Annotated in this window: 15 protein-coding genes, 2 pseudogenes and 1 riboswitch; of the genes and pseudogenes, 13 read left to right on the top strand and 4 right to left on the bottom strand. The window is 70.1% G+C overall.

All coding sequences use genetic code 11. From position 1 onward, the window contains the following. Positions 1–8 precede the first annotated feature (8 nt). Entirely contained in the window at positions 9–854 is an 846-nt protein-coding gene (locus FEZ32_RS01840) for a DedA family protein (RefSeq protein ID WP_138679761.1), read from the top strand. A 65-nt stretch (positions 855–919) separates the two neighbouring features. On the opposite strand, the gene FEZ32_RS01835 is transcribed toward FEZ32_RS01840, so the two are convergent. From FEZ32_RS01835 to FEZ32_RS01825, 3 genes are all read right to left on the bottom strand, one after another. After that, a complete protein-coding gene (locus tag FEZ32_RS01835) occupies positions 920–1,438 on the bottom strand; it encodes an O-acetyl-ADP-ribose deacetylase (protein WP_138679760.1) in 519 nt (172 codons plus the stop codon). Between the two features lie 117 nt (positions 1,439–1,555). After that, the gene (gene folP / locus FEZ32_RS01830) at positions 1,556–2,449 is read right to left on the bottom strand and encodes a dihydropteroate synthase (protein WP_244937886.1); all 894 of its coding nucleotides are present in this window, start codon (positions 2,447–2,449) and stop codon (positions 1,556–1,558) included. A 10-nt stretch (positions 2,450–2,459) separates the two neighbouring features. Further along, on the bottom strand, positions 2,460–3,038 hold the full coding sequence (locus FEZ32_RS01825; protein WP_036981624.1) for a histidine phosphatase family protein: 579 nt from the start codon (positions 3,036–3,038) through the stop codon (positions 2,460–2,462). A gap of 291 nt (positions 3,039–3,329) precedes the next feature. On the opposite strand from FEZ32_RS01825, the pseudogene cbiB reads away from it, so the two are divergent. The 12 genes and pseudogenes from cbiB to FEZ32_RS01765 all read left to right on the top strand — a co-directional run. Next, positions 3,330–4,325: pseudogene (gene cbiB / locus FEZ32_RS01820) on the top strand (adenosylcobinamide-phosphate synthase CbiB); the annotation flags it as partial. 104 nt (positions 4,326–4,429) lie between these two features. Further along, positions 4,430–5,884, top strand: coding sequence for a cobyric acid synthase (locus tag FEZ32_RS01815; RefSeq protein ID WP_028703444.1), 1,455 nt, complete (start codon positions 4,430–4,432; stop codon positions 5,882–5,884). 152 nt (positions 5,885–6,036) lie between these two features. Then, a riboswitch (cobalamin riboswitch) is annotated at positions 6,037–6,103 on the top strand. Between the two features lie 50 nt (positions 6,104–6,153). After that, the gene (gene cobI / locus FEZ32_RS01810) at positions 6,154–6,915 is read left to right on the top strand and encodes a precorrin-2 C(20)-methyltransferase (RefSeq protein ID WP_138679757.1); all 762 of its coding nucleotides are present in this window, start codon (positions 6,154–6,156) and stop codon (positions 6,913–6,915) included. Then, positions 6,912–7,874, top strand: a pseudogene (gene cobM / locus FEZ32_RS01805) (precorrin-4 C(11)-methyltransferase); the annotation flags it as partial. The gene cobI and the pseudogene cobM, both read left to right, overlap by 4 nt. Before the next feature lie 182 nt (positions 7,875–8,056). Further along, the gene (gene cobJ, locus FEZ32_RS01800) at positions 8,057–10,627 is read left to right on the top strand and encodes a precorrin-3B C(17)-methyltransferase (protein ID WP_097799296.1); all 2,571 of its coding nucleotides are present in this window, start codon (positions 8,057–8,059) and stop codon (positions 10,625–10,627) included. Further along, positions 10,624–11,997 (top strand): CbiX/SirB N-terminal domain-containing protein, encoded by a 1,374-nt coding sequence (locus tag FEZ32_RS01795; protein WP_420809248.1) that lies wholly within the window; start codon positions 10,624–10,626, stop codon positions 11,995–11,997. Before cobJ ends, FEZ32_RS01795 begins: the two co-directional genes overlap by 4 nt. Before the next feature lie 46 nt (positions 11,998–12,043). Beyond that, complete coding sequence (locus tag FEZ32_RS01790) at positions 12,044–12,904, top strand: hypothetical protein (protein WP_138679755.1); 861 nt, start codon at positions 12,044–12,046, stop codon at positions 12,902–12,904. Between the two features lie 93 nt (positions 12,905–12,997). Beyond that, positions 12,998–13,882: a CPBP family intramembrane glutamic endopeptidase gene (locus FEZ32_RS01785; protein WP_138679754.1), complete on the top strand. Its 885-nt coding sequence runs from the start codon at positions 12,998–13,000 to the stop codon at positions 13,880–13,882. 94 nt (positions 13,883–13,976) lie between these two features. Continuing rightward, the gene (locus tag FEZ32_RS01780; RefSeq protein ID WP_138679753.1) at positions 13,977–14,909 is read left to right on the top strand and encodes a sugar phosphate isomerase/epimerase family protein; all 933 of its coding nucleotides are present in this window, start codon (positions 13,977–13,979) and stop codon (positions 14,907–14,909) included. Positions 14,910–15,043: 134 nt separating this feature from the next. After that, positions 15,044–16,057 carry a LacI family DNA-binding transcriptional regulator gene (locus FEZ32_RS01775; RefSeq protein ID WP_138679752.1) on the top strand — a complete coding sequence of 338 codons (1,014 nt, stop codon included), beginning with the start codon at positions 15,044–15,046 and terminating at the stop codon, positions 16,055–16,057. Positions 16,058–16,383: 326 nt separating this feature from the next. Further along, complete coding sequence (locus FEZ32_RS01770; RefSeq protein WP_138679751.1) at positions 16,384–16,815, top strand: vWA domain-containing protein; 432 nt, start codon at positions 16,384–16,386, stop codon at positions 16,813–16,815. A 16-nt stretch (positions 16,816–16,831) separates the two neighbouring features. Beyond that, entirely contained in the window at positions 16,832–17,512 is a 681-nt protein-coding gene (locus FEZ32_RS01765; protein WP_127822690.1) for a hypothetical protein, read from the top strand. A 3-nt stretch (positions 17,513–17,515) separates the two neighbouring features. Here the strand turns inward: FEZ32_RS01765 and FEZ32_RS01760 are convergent, their stop codons facing one another. Further along, the gene (locus FEZ32_RS01760) at positions 17,516–19,171 is read right to left on the bottom strand and encodes a DNA repair helicase XPB (RefSeq protein WP_036981976.1); all 1,656 of its coding nucleotides are present in this window, start codon (positions 19,169–19,171) and stop codon (positions 17,516–17,518) included. Between the last annotated feature and the right edge of the window lie 12 nt (positions 19,172–19,183).

Here is a 19,183-nt window from a genome sequence, read left to right as displayed (position 1 = left end):
TCGAGGCCATGGATCGCCCCGCCGACGAGCAGCTGAACCCCTCATCAGACGTACCCGATGAGAGGGCCGCAGTCGACGAGAGGGCCGCTGGCAGGGAGGACGCCGCAGCCGATGGCGGGGCGGTAGCCAACGAGGGGACCACTGCCGATGGCGGGACCGCAGCCGACGAGGAGGCGCCCTGGTGGCAGGACTCCGGCATGCCGTGGCACCAGAAGCCCGGCAAGCGGGACTACTGTTGCATGGCCTGCATCGGCCTGGTCGGCGTCGTCGGGCTGGCCATGCTGCCTCTCAAGGGGTGGCTGCTCGGACTGCGCCCCGACATCATGCTGGGGGTGTCCGGGTCCCGGATCGGGGCCGCCGCGACCGGCGCCCTGGTGGCGGTGGGGAGCGCACCGCACTGGTGGGCGTGGCTGCTGCTCGGCTCACTGGTCTCGATCAAACTGGACTGGGTCTACTGGTGGGCCGGAAAACTGTGGGGCCGGGGCATGATCGAGGTCTGGGCCGGTAGTTCTCCGCGTGCCCAACGGCGCTACGACCGACTCGAGAGATGGGCCGGACGGCTCGGATGGCTGGGCATTCTGGTGGCCTACGCGCCGATCCCGCTGCCCCTCATGCCGGTGGTCTTCGTGCTCTCGGGAGCCTCCGGGATGAAGCTGCGCACCTTCCTCATCATCGACTTCATCGCCGCGACCGTGTGGAATCTGGGATTCCTGCTCGCCGGGAGGGCGGTCGGCGACCCGATCGTCGATCTTCTGCACGAGTACAACAAGGTCGTCAACTGGGTCACCGTCGTCCTGCTGGTCGCCGTTCTCGTGCCGATTTTCCTCAGGTCGGGGCGCAGGACCGCGCGCTGAGTGGCTGGGGTCCGAGAGTTCCCGTCAGGCTCCTTCGGTGATGCGACTGGCGATGGGGGCAGCGATCAGCTTTCTGCCATCGCCGCTTGGAGGGCTTTCTCCGCCCGGTTGTCGTAGGCCACCAGGATGATGCGGTTGACGATGTCGGGGCGCGCCTGACGGCAAGTCGTCACTGCGACCCGGCTCGCCCGGTCGATCGGATAGCCGTACACGCCGGCGGAGATGCACGGGAAGGCGATGCTGTAGGCGCGCACCTCGTCGGCCACGGCGATGCTGTGGCGGTAGCAGTTGGCCAGCAGGCCGTCCTGGTGTCCCGAACCGTCCCAGATCGGGCCGACGGTGTGGATCACCCACTTGGCGGGCATTCGACCCGCCGAGGTGGCGACCGCCGCACCGGTCGCCAAGCCGGCCCGGTACCTGGTCTGGCGAAGCGTGCGGCACTCCACGTCCAGGGTCGGTCCAGCGGCGCGGTGGATGGCGCCGTCCACCCCGCCCCCTCCTGCCAGCGACGAGTTGGCCGCGTTGACGACGGCGTCGACAGCGAGGGTGGTGATGTCGGTTCGAAGGATCTCCACTGTGGCCATGAGCGCATTCTCGCGCACGATCGTTCCTGCGTCAGCCCCTTGCGCCGGTGAGCGCCAGCAAGGTGGGCGGCCATCGATCCGGTGGGGACGCCGACGTCTCTGCGCGGAGTGGTCGTCTCAGACTCCTCGCTGGGAACGGGCCGGTGGCCGGTCGCCGCGAATGGACGACACCATGTCCGCCACCAGGCGAGTGGCGCGGACATCATGGGCACGGATCACGGTGGCTCCCAGCCAGACCGAGACCGCGACCGCTGCCAGGGTGCCCTCCAGACGGTCGTCCACCGGAAGATCGAGAGTCTCCCCGACGAAGTCCTTGCGGGAGGCGGCCACCAGCACGGGATAGCCGAGATCCACGAACAGGTCGGTTCGGCGCAGGCAGGCCAGCGAGTCGGCGGTCGTCTTGCCGAAGTCCAGGGTGGGATCGATGATGATCCGCTCGGCCGGGATGCCGATCTCGCGGTCATGGGCGGCGCTGCGGGCCAGCTCGGTCAGGGCATCGGCCACCACCCCGCGCTCGTAGTGCACGTGGTGCGGGTCGGTACGCGGGGGGAGGCCCCCGGTGTGCGAGACGACGTGACCGGCCTCCAGTCGGGCGGCCACCCCGGCCAGCTCGGGGTCGGCGCCGGCCCAGGTGTCATTGACCACGTCGATCAGTCCGGCGCAGGCCAGGGCCACCCCGGAGCGCCAGGTGTCGAGGCTGAGCAGGATCTCCGGATGCTCGGCGCGGGCCCGTTCCAGGAAGGGGCGCACCCGCTCGATCTCGGCCTCCTCGCAGACCTCGGGACCGTCCTGGCCGGCCCGCACCCCGCCGATGTCGACGATGTCGGCACCGTGGCCGGCCACCTCGTCGAGGCGGCGCAGTGCGTCGTCGAAGGTGTGGCGGGCCTGGGAGTAGAAGGAGTCCGGGGTGCGGTTGATGACGGCCATCACCGCCGGATGGGATGCGTCGAAGCGCCGGCCGCGCAGGATCAGCGCGGCGGGCTGACGGAGAGTCGGGTCCTGGCTCAGCACGCTGGTCAGGCTACGCTGACCCGCCCGGCCAGGTCCGAGTGATGACATCTCCGTTGCCCAGGACCAGGTTGAAGTCGCACTCGCGATGACTGCGGCCGTCCAGCAGGGCGATGAGTACTCGCAGGGCGTCACCGTGACCGACGATCACCGCCTGGTCGGGGGCATGACCGTTCTCGCTGACCGCCAGATCCGCGAGGAAGGAGCGGCTGCGCGCGGCGACATCGGCCAGCGACTCCCCGCCGGCCCACCGGACATCGGCGATGTCGACTCCCTCGGGAATGGGTTCGGGGGTGAGCTGATCGGGGGTGAGACCCTCCATCCGGCCCAGGTCCTGCTCGCGCAGCCTCGGATCCGGGTGAATGGTCGAGGCCAGGGCGGCCGCGATGGGGGCGGCGGTCTGGAGGGCACGGTCCTGATCGCTGGAGAAGACCGGGGTGCTCCGGTCGACCAGACCGGCAACCGTGCTCGCGGCGGCGGTGGCCTGGTCGCGACCCAACGGGCTCAGCGGTACGTCCATTCGCTGCCCCTGGAGCCGGTGCTCCAGATTCCAGGTGGACTGGCCATGACGGACCAGGACAATGCGGGTCACGGAACCGAGGTTACCGGCGCCGGACGGAATGGCCGGCGGGCCGGTGGGCAGGCCTTCGGTTGAGTTCTGCCACATGTGGGCCGGCGACTGGATAGTGCGCCCGCCGGGTCCCTCCGTGGCAGATCTCGTTTCTGCTGCGGCCGACCCTCGGTTGAGATCTGCCATCTACAGGCCGGCGAGTGGATAGTGCAGCTGCCGGGTCTCCTGGTGGCAGATCTCGTTGGATCCCGGCCGAACGCACCGAGATTCGGCCGAACTGCTCAGCCACTGCCTCATTGGTAGGTTGACCGTATGGCGTTCACCCCACATCGCAGACTCGGTGCCGCACTGCTGGCCAGGGGAGTCGGAATCGGTCTGGGTGTCCTCGCCGATCGCTCCATCGCCGATCCGCAGCACCACCCGGTTGCCGTCTTCGGGTCGGTGGCCGACGGGCTGGAGAAATGGGTCTGGGAAGACTCGGTGACCTGCGGCGGCCTCTACACCGCCGCCTGTCTACTGCCCCTGGGAGTTCTCGGCGCCGCAGTCGACCGCGCCACCCGCGACCACCCGGTGGCGCGAGTCATTGTCACCGCGGCCGCCACCTGGGCCGTGGTCGGCGCCACCTCGCTGGCCCGCGAGGGGGACACGATGGCCTCAAGACTGGCCGCCGAGGACCTCGAGGGAGCACGCGACCAGCTCTCCCACCTGTGCGGACGGGATCCGAGCTCTCTGGACGAGCCGGAGCTGGCGCGGGCCACCGTGGAGTCGATGGCCGAGAACACCGCTGACGCAGCGGTCGCCTCCATCTTCTGGGGAGCGGTCGGCGGGCTCCCGGCGATGCTCATCCATCGGGGTGCCAACACTCTGGACGCCATGGTCGGTCACCACAACGAGCGGTTCGAACGGTTCGGGAAGATCTCGGCCCACCTCGACGATCTCCTCGACCTCGCCCCGGCGCGGATCACCGGGGTGCTTGCCTGCATGCTCGCTCCCATGGTCGGGGGAGACCGGCGGCGCAGCCTCTCCGTGCTCGCCCGCGACCACGCCCACCACCCCAGCCCCAACGGCGGCTGGTGCGAATCAGCCTGGGCCGGGGCGCTCGGCGTCACCCTGGGCGGCCGCAACCTCTACTACGGATCCCGGGAGGAGAACCGCCCCCTGCTGGGAAACGGTCCCCGACCCGACGCCGACAAGGTCCGCGACGCCGCCAGGCTGGTCCAGGCGGTGACCTTCGCCGCCACCGGGATCGCGGTCTCCGGAGTCGCCGCGGCGGGCCACCTGCTCTTCTACGGCGGCATCCTCCCGCGCCCCGCAGGCACCCTCGGAGACCGCGACACCAAGGGTGCGCGCCGCACTCGCAGGTCCCTCAGAGCGGCCCTCCGCACCACCACCCACCCCACGGAGGCCCACCAGTGACCGGAATCCTCATTGCCGGAACCTCCTCGGACGCGGGGAAGTCTCTCGTCGTCACGGCCCTGTGCCGAGTGGCGGCCCGCCGGGGCATCGACGTGGCCCCATTCAAGGCCCAGAACATGTCGAACAACTCGATGGTCTGCGCCGATGGCGCCGAGATCGGCCGCGCCCAGTACCTCCAGGCCCAGGCAGCCGGCGTCGCACCGACCTCGGCGATGAACCCGGTGCTGCTCAAGCCGGGCACCGACAGGCGCTCCTTCGTCGTGCTGCGCGGCCACCCCGGCGGCACCCTGGAGGCCGGCCAGTACACCACCGGACGCCATCAACTCGCAGAGGCGGCGTGGGCCGCCTACGACGAGCTCGCCGGCCAGCACGACCTGGTGGTCTGCGAGGGAGCGGGGTCCCCGGCCGAGATCAATCTGCGCCAGGGGGACTACACCAACATGGGGCTGGCCCTGGCCAAGAATCTCCCGGTGGTGCTGGTCGGCGACATCGACCGTGGCGGCGTGCTGGCCTCCATCTACGGCACCTGGGCGCTCCTCGACGACGCCGATCGCAGCCACCTGGTCGGCTATCTCATCAACAAGTTCCGCGGCGACGCGGCCGTCCTGGCCCCCGGTCTCGAGGAGATCACCCGGCGCTCCGGGCTGCCCAGTCTGGGCGTGCTGCCCTGGTTGGACGGCGTCTGGCTCGACGGCGAGGACGCACTGGAGGTCGGCCGGTGGCACCACGAGGGGGAGTCCACCGACTCCGCCGCACTGCGGGTGGCGGCGGTCCGACTGCCCAGGATCTCCAACGCGACCGATGTCGACGCGCTGGCAGGGGAGCCCGGAGTCGACGTCCAGGTGACGGTCAATCCGACCACCTGCGCGCGGGCCGACATCCTCGTGCTGCCCGGATCCCGGTCCACCGTCTCCGATCTGGCCTGGCTGCGTCGCACCGGGATCGCCGAGGTGATCGCCGAGCGGGCGGCCGCCGGGCGCACCGTCGTGGGCGTGTGCGGCGGCTACCAGATGCTCTCCCGGCTGATCCTGGATCCCGAGGGGGAGGAGGCCGCCCCCGGTTCGCGGATCGAGGGTCTGGGCCTGCTCCCGGTGGAGGTGGACTTCGCCGCCGACAAGGTGACGTCGCTGTCCCAGGGGTCCTGGCGCGACATCCCGGTCGGCGGCTACGAGATCCACCACGGCTCCTGCACGGTGCTCGACGAGGCGGAGCCCTTCCTGGACGGCTGTCGGGTCGGCAGCGTGTGGGGGACGATGTGGCACGGCGCCTTCGAGTGCGACGCCTTCCGCCGGGCCTGGTTGGAGCAGGCCGCCGCCGACGCCGGGCTGGACTGGCGGGCCGACCACCGGGCGATGGGCTACCAGGCCCTGCGCGGCCAGATGATCGACACCCTGGCCGACGGCCTGGAGGCCCATGTCGACATCGACCGGCTGCTCGGTCTGGCCCGCTGAGGCCGGGCCCCGCGGACTCGGCCGTCACCCCAGCATTGGCCCCACCGCCGACCCGGCGTTAGCCCGGTCGCCGACCCGGCCGCTGCCCGGACAGTTCTGCGGGAGGTGCCTTGTCGGGCGGATGTGGGAGACTGGGGCCCGCGTCCATCGACGAGGAATCCGGTGAGAGTCCGGAGCGGTCCCGCCACTGTGACCCCACCCAGGGGCAGCCAGACACTCCGATGGCACGTCACGAGCACGTTTCGGGCGAGAGACCTGAGGAGGCCGGCATGACCCATGCCATGAACCCTGTACGCAGACTTGTCGGAGTGGGGGTGGGTCCCGGCGACCCCGAACTGGTCACCCTCAAGGCGGCGCGCATCCTCAGCGAGGCCGATGTCGTCCTGGTGCCCGCCACCGAGACGTCCGGGGACGGCCCCGGTCGCGCCGAGATGATCGTGCGGGCCGCCTGCCCGCAGCTGCGCGGAGATCTGCGCAGGGTTCCCTTCTCGATGTCGCAGCGTCGCGGCATCGGTCACAAGCGTGCGGAGTCCTGGCGGGCCTCGGCCGACGCCGCCATCGCCGCCTTCGACGCCGGGGCGCACACCGTCGCCCTGGCCACCGTCGGCGATCCCGGGGTGTTCTCCACCTTCAGCTACCTGCGCGGCAATGTCGAGGAGCGGATGTCCGACGTCGAGGTGACGATGGTTCCCGGCATCACCGCGATGCAGGCCCTCTCGGCGGCCACCGCCACCCCGCTCGTCGAGGGCCGCGAGATCCTCGCGCTGGTGCCGGCCACGGTCGGCGTCGAGAAGCTCGGTGAGGTCCTCGACCTGGTCGACTCGGTCACGGTCTACAAGGGCGGCCGCGTCCTTCCGGCGGTTCTCGAGCAGATCCGCTCCCGGGGCCGCGACGCCGTCCTGGGCACCGACGTCACCCTGGACTCCCAGCAGCTCGTCGGTCTGGACGCCGTGGCCGAGGGCACCACGCTGCCCTACTTCTCGACCGTCATGACCGCCCCGTCCCGCACCACGACTGGAGGAAGCCTGTGACCGGTACGACCGGACCGAACGGAACCACCGGAACCGATGGGGCGCGCCCCGCGCGACCCACTCAGCACAGCTCCGAGAAGACCCTGGAGGAGATCGACCACACGAAGATCTCCCCGGCACCCATCCCCAGGGTCCAGACCGGATCCGGCGAAGGGAAGGTCGTCTTCGTGGGGGCCGGACCGGGTGCGGCCGATCTGGTGAGTGTGCGCGGAGCCCGCGTCATCGAGCAGGCCGACATCATCATCTGGGCCTCCAGCCTGGTCCACCCCGACATGGTCGCCCGCCACAAGGCCGGCGCCGAACTCATCGACTCGGCCTCGATCCCCCTGGAGGACCTGGAGCCGCTCTACTCCCGGGCCCGCGACGAGGGTCTGCTGGTCGCCCGGGTGCACACCGGCGACCCGTCCATCTACGGGGCCACCGCCGAGCAGCGGGATCTGTGCCGTCGGGTCGGGATCGCCTTCGAGACGATCCCCGGCATCTCCGCCTTCTCGGCGGCCGCCGCCCGGATGGACGTCGAGATCACCGTCCCGGAGGTCTCCCAGTCGCTCATCCTCACCCGGTTGGAGGGAGGCCGCACCCCGATGCCGAAGGGGGAGACCATCGCCTCCTTCGCGGCGCACGGCGCCACCATGGCGATCTACCTGTCGGCGGCCCGCAACAAGGCCCTCCAGGAGGCTCTGCTGGAGGGCGGCTACCCGCCCGAGACGCCGTGCATCATCGGCTACGCGGTCACCTGGCCCGAGGAACTGATGTTCCGCTGCCCGCTGTCGGAGCTGTCGGAGACGATGCGCGCCCACAAACTGTGGAAGCACGCCGTCGTGCTGGTCGGCCCGGCCCTGGCCGAGGGCCCGATCGCCACCCGCAGCCACCTCTACCATCCCGGCTTCCGGCACGAGTACCGGCCGGCCGATCCCGCAGCCCACGCCGATCTGAGGGAGCACGGCACCCGGGGTGTCCTGGAGGACATTCCCGACCCGCAGTCCATCGGTACTGCGCAGCCCTCCGACACCGCGCCGTCCTCCGACACGGAATCCACCATGCAGTCCGGCACTGCGCCCACCACGCACCTCGACACGGCGTCCGACGCCACCTCCAGCACGGCGTCCAACGCCACCTCCGACACCAAGGGAGACCTTTCATGATCCGGGTCCACGGCTATCTCGGCACCCTCACCGAGGCGATGAACCGCGACGTCGCCGACTCCGCCCTGGTGGTCGGCGGCCGCCGTCACCTCGACGCGCTCGGGGTGCCCGAGGACAAGCGACAGGTCCTGGGTCTCATCGGCCCGGCGATCGAGCGCATCCAGTCCCTCCCCACCGACTCCAAGGTGACGGTCGTCGCCTCGGGCGACCCGATGTTCTTCGGGGTGGTGCGCAGGATGCGCCAGGCCGGTCTGCGCCCCGAGGTCATCACCGCTCCGAGCTCCCTTCAGGCGGCCTTCGCCGCGATCGCCCTGCCCTGGGACGACGCCCAGCTGGTGTCCTCCCACACCGGCGGGATCGAGTCGGCCATCCGGGTCGCCAAGGTCCACCCCAAGGTCGGCGTCCTCACCGCTCCCCACAAGGGCCTTCCCGAGCTCGTCGCCGGACTGGCCGGCCTGAGCCGGTACTACGTGGTCGCCGAGCGGATCGGCGAGGAGAACCAGCGGATCCGGATCCTGGACGAGGACGCCGCCCGCGCCGTGGTGGACGCCGAGGACCTCACCAGCCCCTATGTGGTGCTGGTGCTGGCCCATCACCCCGACGACCCGGCCGAGATCGGCGTCAGCCCCGAGCTCGTGGGCGACGTCAACACCCCCGGACCGCAGGATCCGACGCCGGGCTCCGACACGAACCCGGACGGCTCCGACCGGACACCGATCATCGGCCAGATCATCAACACCGATGCCGCGATCGCCCACGCCGAGGCGATTGACAAGGCCCTCGGGATCACCACCAGGAAGTACCCCGGGCCGGCCACCGCCGGGCTGGTCGAGGCCTGGGGCCAGTGCGACCTCATCGTCTCCCATCTGGCCCTCGGCGCCACCACCCGCATCATCGCCCCGCTGCTGGCCTCCAAGAAGACCGATCCCGGGGTGGTCGTCGTCGACGAGGCCGGACGGTTCGCCATCCCGCTGGTCGGCGGCCACGTCGGGGGAGCCAACGGTCTGGCCCGCCAGATCTCCGAGGCCCTCGGCGGGACCGCCGTCGTCTCCACCGCCACCGACTCCCTGGGGGTGCCCGCCCTCGACCAGCTCGGCTGGGCCTACGAGGGGGACGTCGCCGGGGTCACCGGCGCGATCATCGCCGGACGTCCCGTCGCCGTGGTCCGCGAGCACCGCTGGCCGCTGCCCCCGCTGCCGAGGAATGTCAGCGAGGAAGCCGCCTCCCCGGTCGCGCAGATCATCGTCACCGACCGCACCGCGCAGTCCGCGCCGACCGGAACCGATGGGCTGCCGACCGTCGTCCTGCACCCCCGATCCCTGGTGGTCGGGATGGGCTGCAACTCCGGCACCGATGTGGAGGCCCTGCGGGCCCTGTTCGACAAGACCCTGGCCGATGCCGGACTGGCCGTCGGATCGGTGAGCGCCCTGCTCAGCCACGAGGTGAAGGCCGGCGAGCTGGGACTGATCAGACTCGCCCATCAGCTGGGGGTCGAGTACCGCACCTACCCGGCCGATGTGCTGGCCGCCCAGGACGCCCCCAACCCGTCCCAGGTGGTCGCCCGGGAGGTCGGCACCGGAAGCGTCAGCGAGGCCTCGGTGCTCGCCGCGAAAGCCGAGCTCATCGTCCCCAAGCACAAGACCTCCGAGGCCACCTGCGCGGTCGGGCGGATCCCGGCCCGCGGCCACCTGGCCGTCGTCGGCCTGGGGCCGGGCTCCCGCGACCTGCTCGCCCCGCGTGCCATGAAGGCCATCCAGGACGCCACCTTCGTCGCCGGCTACGCCCCCTACGTCCGCCAGATCCGCGACCTGGTGCGGCCCGGGGTGGAGATCCTGGCCACCAAGATGGGCACCGAGGAGGAGCGCACCGAGGCCGCCATCGAGGCCGCCCGGGCGGGCAACAACGTCGCCTTCGTGTGCGGCGGGGACCCGGCGATCTACGCGATGGCCTCACCCACCCTGGAGATGGGCACCGACGGCATCGATGTGGAGATCGTCCCCGGCATCACCGCCGAGCTCGCCATCTCGGCGATCCTGGGCGCCCCGCTGGGCCATGATCACGCCACCATCAGCCTGTCGGACCTGCACACCGACTGGGATCTCATCCTCAAGAGGGTGCACGCCGCCGCCGAGGGCGATCTGGTCACCACCTTCTACAACCCGCGTTCCCGGACCCGCACCCACCAGCTACCCGACGCCCTGGCGATCATGGCCGAGCACCGGCCGCCGACCACCCCGGTGGCGATGATCTCCCACGCCGAACGACGTCAGCAGGAGGTCATCATGTCCACCCTGGCCGAGTTCAAACCGGAGTGGGTGGGGATGACGGCGATGGTGGTGGTGGGCTCCTCCACCACCAAGTACGTCACCTCCGGGGACGGCCGTCAGATGATGGTCACCCCGCGCGACTACCACTGGATGGACGGCGCCATCAGCGCCCACAGCCAGAAGAACTACTCTCACCGTGACCTGCCGAAGGCCGATGACGCCTCCTACTTCGGGCAGCGAAAGGCGCGCAAGGACAGCGCCGATGAGGCCGGCAACGATGGCCGGACCCAGGAAGGATGACCATGACCGATCGCACTCCCACATCAGCCTCCGCCAGCTTGGCGGGAGGCACAGCCACCGTGGCGGACCTCGGTTCGGGGGTCCCGCTGGTGATCGCCGCGCACGGCACCCGCGACACCCGCGGCGTGGAGACCTGTCGCGCCCTGGTGCGCCGGGTCGCCGGCAAGCTCCCCGGGGTGCCGGTGGAGCTCGGCTTCGTCGAGCTCGCTGAGCCGCCCATCGCCGAGGCGGTCGCCGCCGCGATCACGGCCGGGCAGTCCGAGCGGGCCGAGGAGACGCCGTCAGTCGCGTCCCCGCAGACCGCTGAGGACGCCGACCCCGCCGCGGATCCGGGCGGGCCGGACGCCGTGGTGGTGCCCCTGATGATCAACACCGGGGGACACGTCCAGCAGGACATCCCCGAGGCGATCGAGGAGGGACGAGGCGACTCCCGGGTGGTCTACTCCCGCCCCCTGCAGCCCGATGCCCGGCTGCGCCAGGCCCTGGTGCGGCGACTGACCCAGGCCATGGAGCCGGCCTCCGCGGAGGCCTGGAAGCCCAGGGACACCGCCGCCGTGCTGGTGGGCCGTGGCGCCCTGGCCCCCGATGCGAATGCCGCGCACTACCAGCTCACCCGGCTGTTCTGGGAGGAGAGCGGGCTCAACCGCGTCCAGCCGGCCTTCATCCAGGTCACCCGTCCGGCCCTGCCCGAGGCCCTCACCCTGCTGGCCTGTGAGGGAGCCACCCAGATCGTGGTGGTCGGCAACTTCCTGTTCCCGGGCCTGCTGCACCGGTGGATGACCGAGCAGGTCGAGGCGTGGAACTCCGCCCGACCTGATGTGGAGGTGCGCATCGCCGAGGTGATCGGCGACTGCGATGAGCTCGCCGACGTGGTGGTGGACCGCTACCGCGAGCCGCTCGACGAGGTCGGACTTGGGGAGGGTGCTCCGGTGTACATGTCGGGGCTGAGACTGCAGGGCAGGGATGTCCTGGTGGTCGGTGCCGGCCATGTCGCCGAGCGCCGCGTGGTGCGCCTGCTGGAGGCCGGTGCGCGGGTCCACGTGGTGGCCCCGAACACCGGGATCCAGCTGGGCAGGCTGGCCCGCAAGGGTCTGGTGGATCTGCAGCGCCGGGCCTTCACCCCCTCGGATCTCAACGGCATGTGGTTCGTCCAGGCGCTCACCAACGACCCGGAGGTCAATGCCGCGATCGCGGCGGAGGCCGAGCGCCAGCGGATCTTCTGCGTGCGCGGGGATGCCGGGCGCAAGGGCTCGGCCTTCACCCCCGCCACCCAGGAGGCCGGCGGGATGACGGTCTCTGTGGTCGGCGACCGCACCCCGCGCAAGTCCGCCAAACTGCGCGACGAACTGCTGAGGGCTCTGCAGGGTTAGCCGGTCGCCGATCGGGTCGGTGCCGAAGTCACCGTAGGATCGAGCAGTGATCTCGTTTGACCTGCACAGCCTCGGATTCGACGCCCCCTCCCTCGACGAGCTGGTGGACAGCGCTCTGGCCGCCGGTGCGGCCGGCGTCCAGCACGTGGCGGGATTCGACATCCTGGCCGCCTACACCGACCCGTCCGGCGCCAGGCTCGGCCTCATCAAACCCTTCGACGGGGACCTGGACACGATGGCCAGCCTGGTCTGCCCGACGACCCATCCCGCCGAGGTGTTCCGCTACCGGGACACCCTGGCCCAGGTCGACGTCCTCGCCCCCGGACGCCCCGCCGGGCTGTCGCACTCGGCCCTGGACGGTTCGGGGGTGCTCTCCGGGGACACCATCCTCAGCGGCCGCGCCGACGCCGAACCCCAGCGGCTGGCGCGGTTCCTCGCCAACACCGATGATCCGCTGGAGTACCCGCTGTCGTCCGGTCCGGGGTCGGACCAGCCAAAGCGGATCGAGCACCTGAGGGTCGGCGCGGTGGCCACCGACTTCCCGAAGATCTACGACTCGGAGGAGGCCTACGGCCACTCCGAGGAGGGCTCGATGGGACAGGAGCTGGCCTTCTCGGCCGGAACCCTGATCTCCCCGTGGCTGCTGGAGATCAGCGCCGGACGCGCCACCCGGGACCAGGCCAGCGCGGCCACCCAGATGACGATGGTGTGCCAGAAGGTGCAGCGACGCACCAATGAGCTCACCGGGGTCGACTGGTTGCGGGTGATCGGCAAGACCTCGGTGCCGATGACGCTGGCTCTGCCGGCCGATCTTCCTCACACCCCCCACGAGGGATCGGTGATCTCGACGACGGTGACCCCGGTGGTCTCCTCGGGAACTTGGGAGGCCGGCAAGGTCTGGAACTGAGCCGGTGGAACTGAGCCGGTGGAATCGGCACGTCGGAACCGTGACGCCGCCGCGGATCGGGGTTGGGCAGGGACCGGGCGATAGTCTGCCCGGGTGACCTCACCCGTCCAGCAGTCCACCCCGACCGGGCACTTCCTCGCACAGGCCGGCCCGACCCATCCCGGGCTGGTCGCCATCCTCGGGGCCTGTTTCATCGCGGTCGGTCAACTCTTCGTCCAGATCCCTGCCCAGCTGGTGGGCGTGGACACCGCGTCATCGCGGGGGACCGTGCTGCTGCTGGCCTCCTTCGTCCCGGTCTGGGTGCTGCTGTGGGCCTGGCTGAGACTGGCCGAGCACCGCCCACTGCGCCGGATCGGGCTGGACGGCAGGAGGACCGATCTGCTCATCGGGATCGGGATCGCCTTCGCCATCCTCGCGGTCGCCGCCGTGGTGATGGCCGCCTCGGGGCAGGTGAGGTTCCACTGGGGCGGTTCCGGGGTCACCGGGATCGCCGTGATCATCGCGATCCTGGTGCTCTTCGCCATCCAGGGATCGGCCGAGGAGGCCGTTCTACGAGGGTTCGTGATGCAGGGGGTCTGCGCCAGGTGGGGGGTCTGGGCGGGTCTGCTGATCCAGGCGGTGGTCTTCGCGGTCCTGCACGGCTCGAATCCGGGGGCCGGTCCGGTGGCGCTGGGCAATGTGGCCGCCTTCGGCATCATGCTCGGCCTGCTGGTGCTGTGGCGGGGGAACCTGTGGGCGGCGATGGGCTTCCACGCGGTGTGGAACTGGGCCCAGGGAATGGTGCTGGGATACGACGTCTCGGGGTTGAGCTTCGGACACTCCGTGCTGTCCCAGACGACGTCGCCGAGCGCATCGGCGGTGGTCACCGGGGGCGCCTTCGGGGCGGAGGGCTCGGTCATCACGCTGATGGCGCTGATCCTGGCCATCATCGCCCTGGGATGGGCGTGGCGCAGGTCCCCGGGCGCGTCCGGCCACTGAGCCGCGCACATGACTGTACAAACCACGGGAACCTTTCCTACGCTCGTTGGAGCGCTCCAACGGCGGAGCTCTCCAACGATGAGGAGAAGCGGGAATGGCCCCAAAGGCACGCAACACGAACGATCCGAAGTACTCGAAGCTCGCCATCGGCGTCTGTCCCGATCAGTGGGGAGTCTGGTTCCCGGACGATCCCAAGCAGATCGCCCCGCGCCAGGCCATGCAGGAGATGGCGGAGGCCGGATTCGAGATTCTGGAGACGGGCCCCTACGGGTACTTCCCGACCGACCCCAAGGAACTCACGAGATGGACCGATGAGTTCGGCCTCAAGGTGGTCGCCGGCACCGGCTGGGGAGTCCTGCACAAGGCCGAGGCCTGGCCTACCACCGTGGAGACCTTCCGCAAGATCGCCGAGACCCACGCGGCCGTCGGCGCCGAGTACATCGTGCACCTGCCCCCGCTCTACCGCGACGACAAGACCTGGGAGTGGACTGACGACCGGGTGCTCTCCGACGACGCCTGGAAGCTGTTCATCGAGAACGCCAACAAGCTCGGCCAGATGCTGCTCGACGAGTACGGCCTCAAGATGGTGCTGCATCCGCACGGCGACTCCCACATAGAGACCCCCGAGGAGATCGTCCGGATCTTCGACGCCACCGATCCCACCTACGTGAACCTGTGCCTGGACACCGGCCACGTCGTCTACGGCGGAGGAGACCCGATCGAGCTCATCAAGCAGTACCCCGAGCGGATCACCTATGTGCACATCAAGGCCTTCGACCCCGACATCACCCGCGAGGCCCACGAGAAGGACTGGCCCTTCGGCGAGGCCGTCGCCAAGGGGGCCTCGGTCCGCCCGCCGGCCGGTGAGCCCGACATGAAGAAGCTGGTCAACGCGCTGTCCGAGCTGGACAAGGACATCTACGTGGTCTGCGAGCAGGACCTGTACCCCTGCGATCCGGGTCTGCCCAAGCCCAACGCCATCGCCACCCGCGAGTACCTGGCGGAGTGCGGCCTGGGACTCAAGTGAGTCCGACCGTTCACATCTGAGGACTCCAGAGAGGTCCGTCCCGGCACCTGCAGGAGCAGACTGTCGTGACGGAGCGGGACGGTTGTCGGAGCGTGGACGGTGGGTGAGGCGGGACGCCGAGCGGAGGGGGAGTGATGAACGGAAGACAACCGACCCAGGTCGAGGTGGCCAGGATGGCCGGGGTGTCCCGCCAGACGGTCTCCCTGGTGTCCCGCAACGACCCGAGGGTCTCGCCCGCCAGCCGGGCCGCCGTGGAGGCGGCCATGAAGACCCTCGGGTACCGCCCCAATGTCGCCGCGCGGGCGCTGGCGGCCCGGAGGACCGGGTTCATCGGCATCGCGATCTCCGGGCTGGTCAACCCCTTCAACGGCGAACTGCTCGAGATCATTAGGCGGCACTGCGAGGCCGAGGGACTCCTCCCGTTCATCGTCCCGGTCGACCAGGATCCAGCCGACGAGAGGCTGGTCATCGACCGCTTCCTGCAGATGAACGTGGACGCACTGATCCTCGTCTCCCCGCAGCTGGGCGGTGAGGAGCTGGAGCGGGTCGGCCGACGGGTGCCGACCGTCGTGGTGACCCGCAACGCCGGCCCCGGCAGCGTCGACCTGGTGCACACCGATGACGCCCTGGGGGCCCGCCTGGTGACCGAGCGTCTGCTGGAGGAGGGCTATCGCCCGCTCATCTGTCTCGGGGTGGAGGGGCCGGTCTCCGGCGACTCCGCCGGGGACCGGGTGCGCGGCTACCGTCAGGTCTGCGAGGGGGCCGGTATCGAGCCCCGGGTCGAGATGGTCCGGCTCGACGATCTGGGCCCGGTGATCGCGCGCATCGTCAAGCAGTACGGGCGCGGCTTCGGTCTGTGCTGCCACAACGACCTGATCGCCCTGGCCGCGGTCGGGCAGCTGGCCGCTCAGCACCTGAGGCCCGGCCGGGACGTCGGCGTCACGGGTTTCGACAACACGGTGGTCTCCGGCCTTCCCGGGGTGTCGTTGACCACGGTCGACCCGAGCACCTCGACGATGGCCGGCCGGGTGGTCGAGCTGGTGGTCGAGAGACTCGCCGGACGCACCGATCCGGTCGACGTCGTGCTGCCCCCGCAGCTGGTGGTGAGGACCTCGACCTGCGGGCGAGGGGACGGGACGAACCCCTGAGGCAGGCCGTCACCCCGTTTCGACATGGTGCGACTGGGGGTCCGGTGATCCTGTCCCTGTTCCGGGGATTGCTGATGGGTGCGGCGCGGTGGTGTCGTGGCAGGGTGATGAGACGGTGGTGCTGCGGCGCGGCAGTTCTGGTGATGCTGGCAGCGAGTGGCTGTGGAGGGCTCCCGGGTAGTGCCTCCCGTGCGGCTTCGGGGTCCTCGGCGTCCTCATCCGGATCGGCTCCCGCCTCGCAGCGGCCCGCGAGCCAGGCGGCGTCCCCGTCGGCATCCGGTCCGGCCGGACGAAGCGTGGTGGTGATTCAGGACGCGTCCGGGTCGATGCGTCGTGATGACGCTGGTGGCGGGGTCACCCGGATGAAGGCCGCCCAGGACGCGGTGACCTCCCTGGTGTCGGGCCTGGACTCGTCAACATCTGTGGGGTTGGTGGCCTACGGATCGAGGACTCCCGGTGATGACGTGACCAAGAGCAAGGGCTGTGGTGATGTGACGGTGGAGCAGCCCCTGGCCGGGTCGTCGGGCTCCTCGGTGGTGGCTCGGGCAAAGGCCCTGAAGGCCGGTGGGTGGTCGCCGATCGGGTCGGCTCGTCAGAAACAGTCCCCTCAGGGAGTCCAGGGGGTGTCCGTGGGGCAGCCGTGGGCCACGATCGCGAAGGAGAATCCCGGTTTTCCGAGCGTGTCCGGCGGGACCTCGCGGACCTTCGGCGGCAGGACGGTGACCTTCGGTGTGGCGCGGGTGCGAGTGGGGCTTTGACAGAGGGGTGCTGACGGTGATCAATCCGTTGGCGAACCGCACGATCGACGAGCTGGGGGTGGGGTCGTCGCGCTCGAGTGTCGATGCACTGTTGGGAGAGTCGGTCTCGGGCCCGGCCTCGGGCGCCGGGCATGTGGTGTACGTGGCGGACCGGGAGAAGGGCCTGGCCTGGGATGTGACCTACGACGCGGCCGGTCGGGTGGTGGTCATCGTGCTGTGCCACTGTATGCCACCCTCGAACGACCTGCCCGCCGGGATGAGCCGGCAGTGGGAGCTGCACGGCCTCAACCTCACCATTCGCGACGACGGACGGGCGGTATCGGTCGCGCGCACCTACAGCGGCATGGGGCCCGGCAGTGGGAGTTGCGATGACAAGGAGTGCGCCGAGGTGAAGGACTTCCGCGTGACGGTGCCGTCAGCGACGACCCTCAAGCTCACCGTGACGAGCAGCTACCGGGCGCCGCTGGTGCTGTCCGAGGATGGCAGCATGCAGGCCGGGGACTCCCGTTTCCCGTCCGAGGACTCCGAGGTGGCCGTCGGCGACTACTACACCCTGGCGGTCCAGTCCGACGGGAATGCGCTGACCACCCTGTACTCGGCGGACGGCGTCGAGAAGACCGTCTCGAAGTTCAACGGACTGGGATCTCCGTGGATCTGCAGTCCCGACCACCATGACCCGCAGAAGTGCGGCGCCTGAGGCTCACGCCTCGTTGATGCGATCCAGTTCCCCGCCGTCGACGATCCGGTAGGAGTACCCCTGCTCCGCCAGGAAGCGCTGACGGTGGGCGGCGAAGTCGGCATCCACGGTGTCGCGGGAGACCACCGCGTAGAACCGGGCGGTGAGGCCGTCCTTGGGACGCAGCAGCCGGCCCAGTCGCTGGGCCTCCTCCTGGCGCGAGCCGAAGGCCCCCGAGACCTGGATCGCCACCTCGGCGCTGGGCAGGTCGATGGAGAAGTTCGCGACCTTGCTCACCACCAGCAGGTTGATCGTGCCGTCGCGGAACTCCTGGTAGATCTTCTGGCGGCGCAGCGAGGTGGTGGCCCCGGTGATGATCTCGCAGCCCAGTTCGGTGGCCAGCTCCTCGAGCTGGTCGACGTACTGACCGATCACCAGGGTCGGTTGACCCTGGTGCCGTTTCACCAGTTCGCGGACCACCGCGTTCTTGGAGGCCAGGGTGGAGGCCATCCGGTAGCGCACGTCCGGTTCGGCCAGCGCACAGGCCATCCGCTCGTCCTCGGTGGGGGTGACCCGCACCTCCACGCAGTCGGCGGGAGCGATCCAGCCCTGGGCCTCGATCTCCTTCCACGGAGCGTCGTAGCGCTTGGGCCCGATGAGGGAGAAGACGTCCTCCTCGTGGCCGTCCTCGCGGACCAGGGTGGCGGTGAGGCCGAGCCGACGTCGCGCCTGCAGGTCGGCGGTCATCCGGAACACCGGGGCCGGCAGCAGGTGCACCTCGTCGTAGATCACCAGTCCCCAGTCGCGGGCCTCGAAGAGTTCCAGGTGCGGGTGCACCCCGTGACGCTTGGTGGTGATCACCTGGTAGGTGGCGATGGTGACCGGCCGGACCTCCTTGCGGGAGCCCGAGTACTCGCCGATCTCATCGGGGGTCAGGGTGGTGCGGCGGACCAGTTCGTCCTTCCACTGCCGGGCCGAGACGGTGTTGGTCACCAGGATCAGGGTGGTGCACTTGGCCATCGCCATCGCGGTCGCTCCGACCACCGTCTTGCCGGCCCCGCAGGGCAGCACCACGACCCCGGAGCCCCCGGCCCAGAAGGACTCGGCAGCCATCCGCTGGTAGGGACGCAGCTTCCAGCCGTCCTCGACCAGATCGATGTCGTGCTGTTCGCCGTCGACGTAGCCGGCCAGGTCCTCGGCCGGCCAGCCGAGCTTCAGCAGGGCCTGCTTGAGGGTGCCTCGCTGGGAGGGGTGGACGACCGCGGTCTCCGCATCGATCTGGTCCCCGACCAGGCCACGGACCGACTTGGCCCGCAGCACCTCGGTGAGCACCGCCTTGTCGGAGGAGACCAGCACCAGACCCTGGGTGGGGTGCTTCTCGATCCGCAGCCGTCCGTAGCGGCTCATCGTCTCGGTGATGTCGACCAGCAGCGAGGAGGCCACCGGGAACCGCGAGTAGCGCATCAGGACGTCGACGACCTGCTCCGCGTCGTGGCCGGCCGCCATCGCATTCCACAGGCCCAGCGGGGTGAGCCGGTAGGTGTGGATGTGTTCGGGGGCGCGTTCCAGTTCGGCGAAGGGGGCGATCGCGTGGCGGCACTCGTCGGCCATCGGGTGGTCGACGTCGAGCAGCAGGGTGCGGTCGGACTGAACGATCAGGGGGCCAGGAGTCTGAGACATCGACATCCAGTA

Origin of the sequence: Acidipropionibacterium jensenii, assembly GCF_005890135.1 — a bacterium.
GTDB classification, from domain to species: Bacteria; Actinomycetota; Actinomycetes; order Propionibacteriales; family Propionibacteriaceae; genus Acidipropionibacterium; species Acidipropionibacterium jensenii.
Note: the sequence above shows the minus strand (reverse complement) of the source record. Positions and strands in the feature narration are given on the sequence as shown.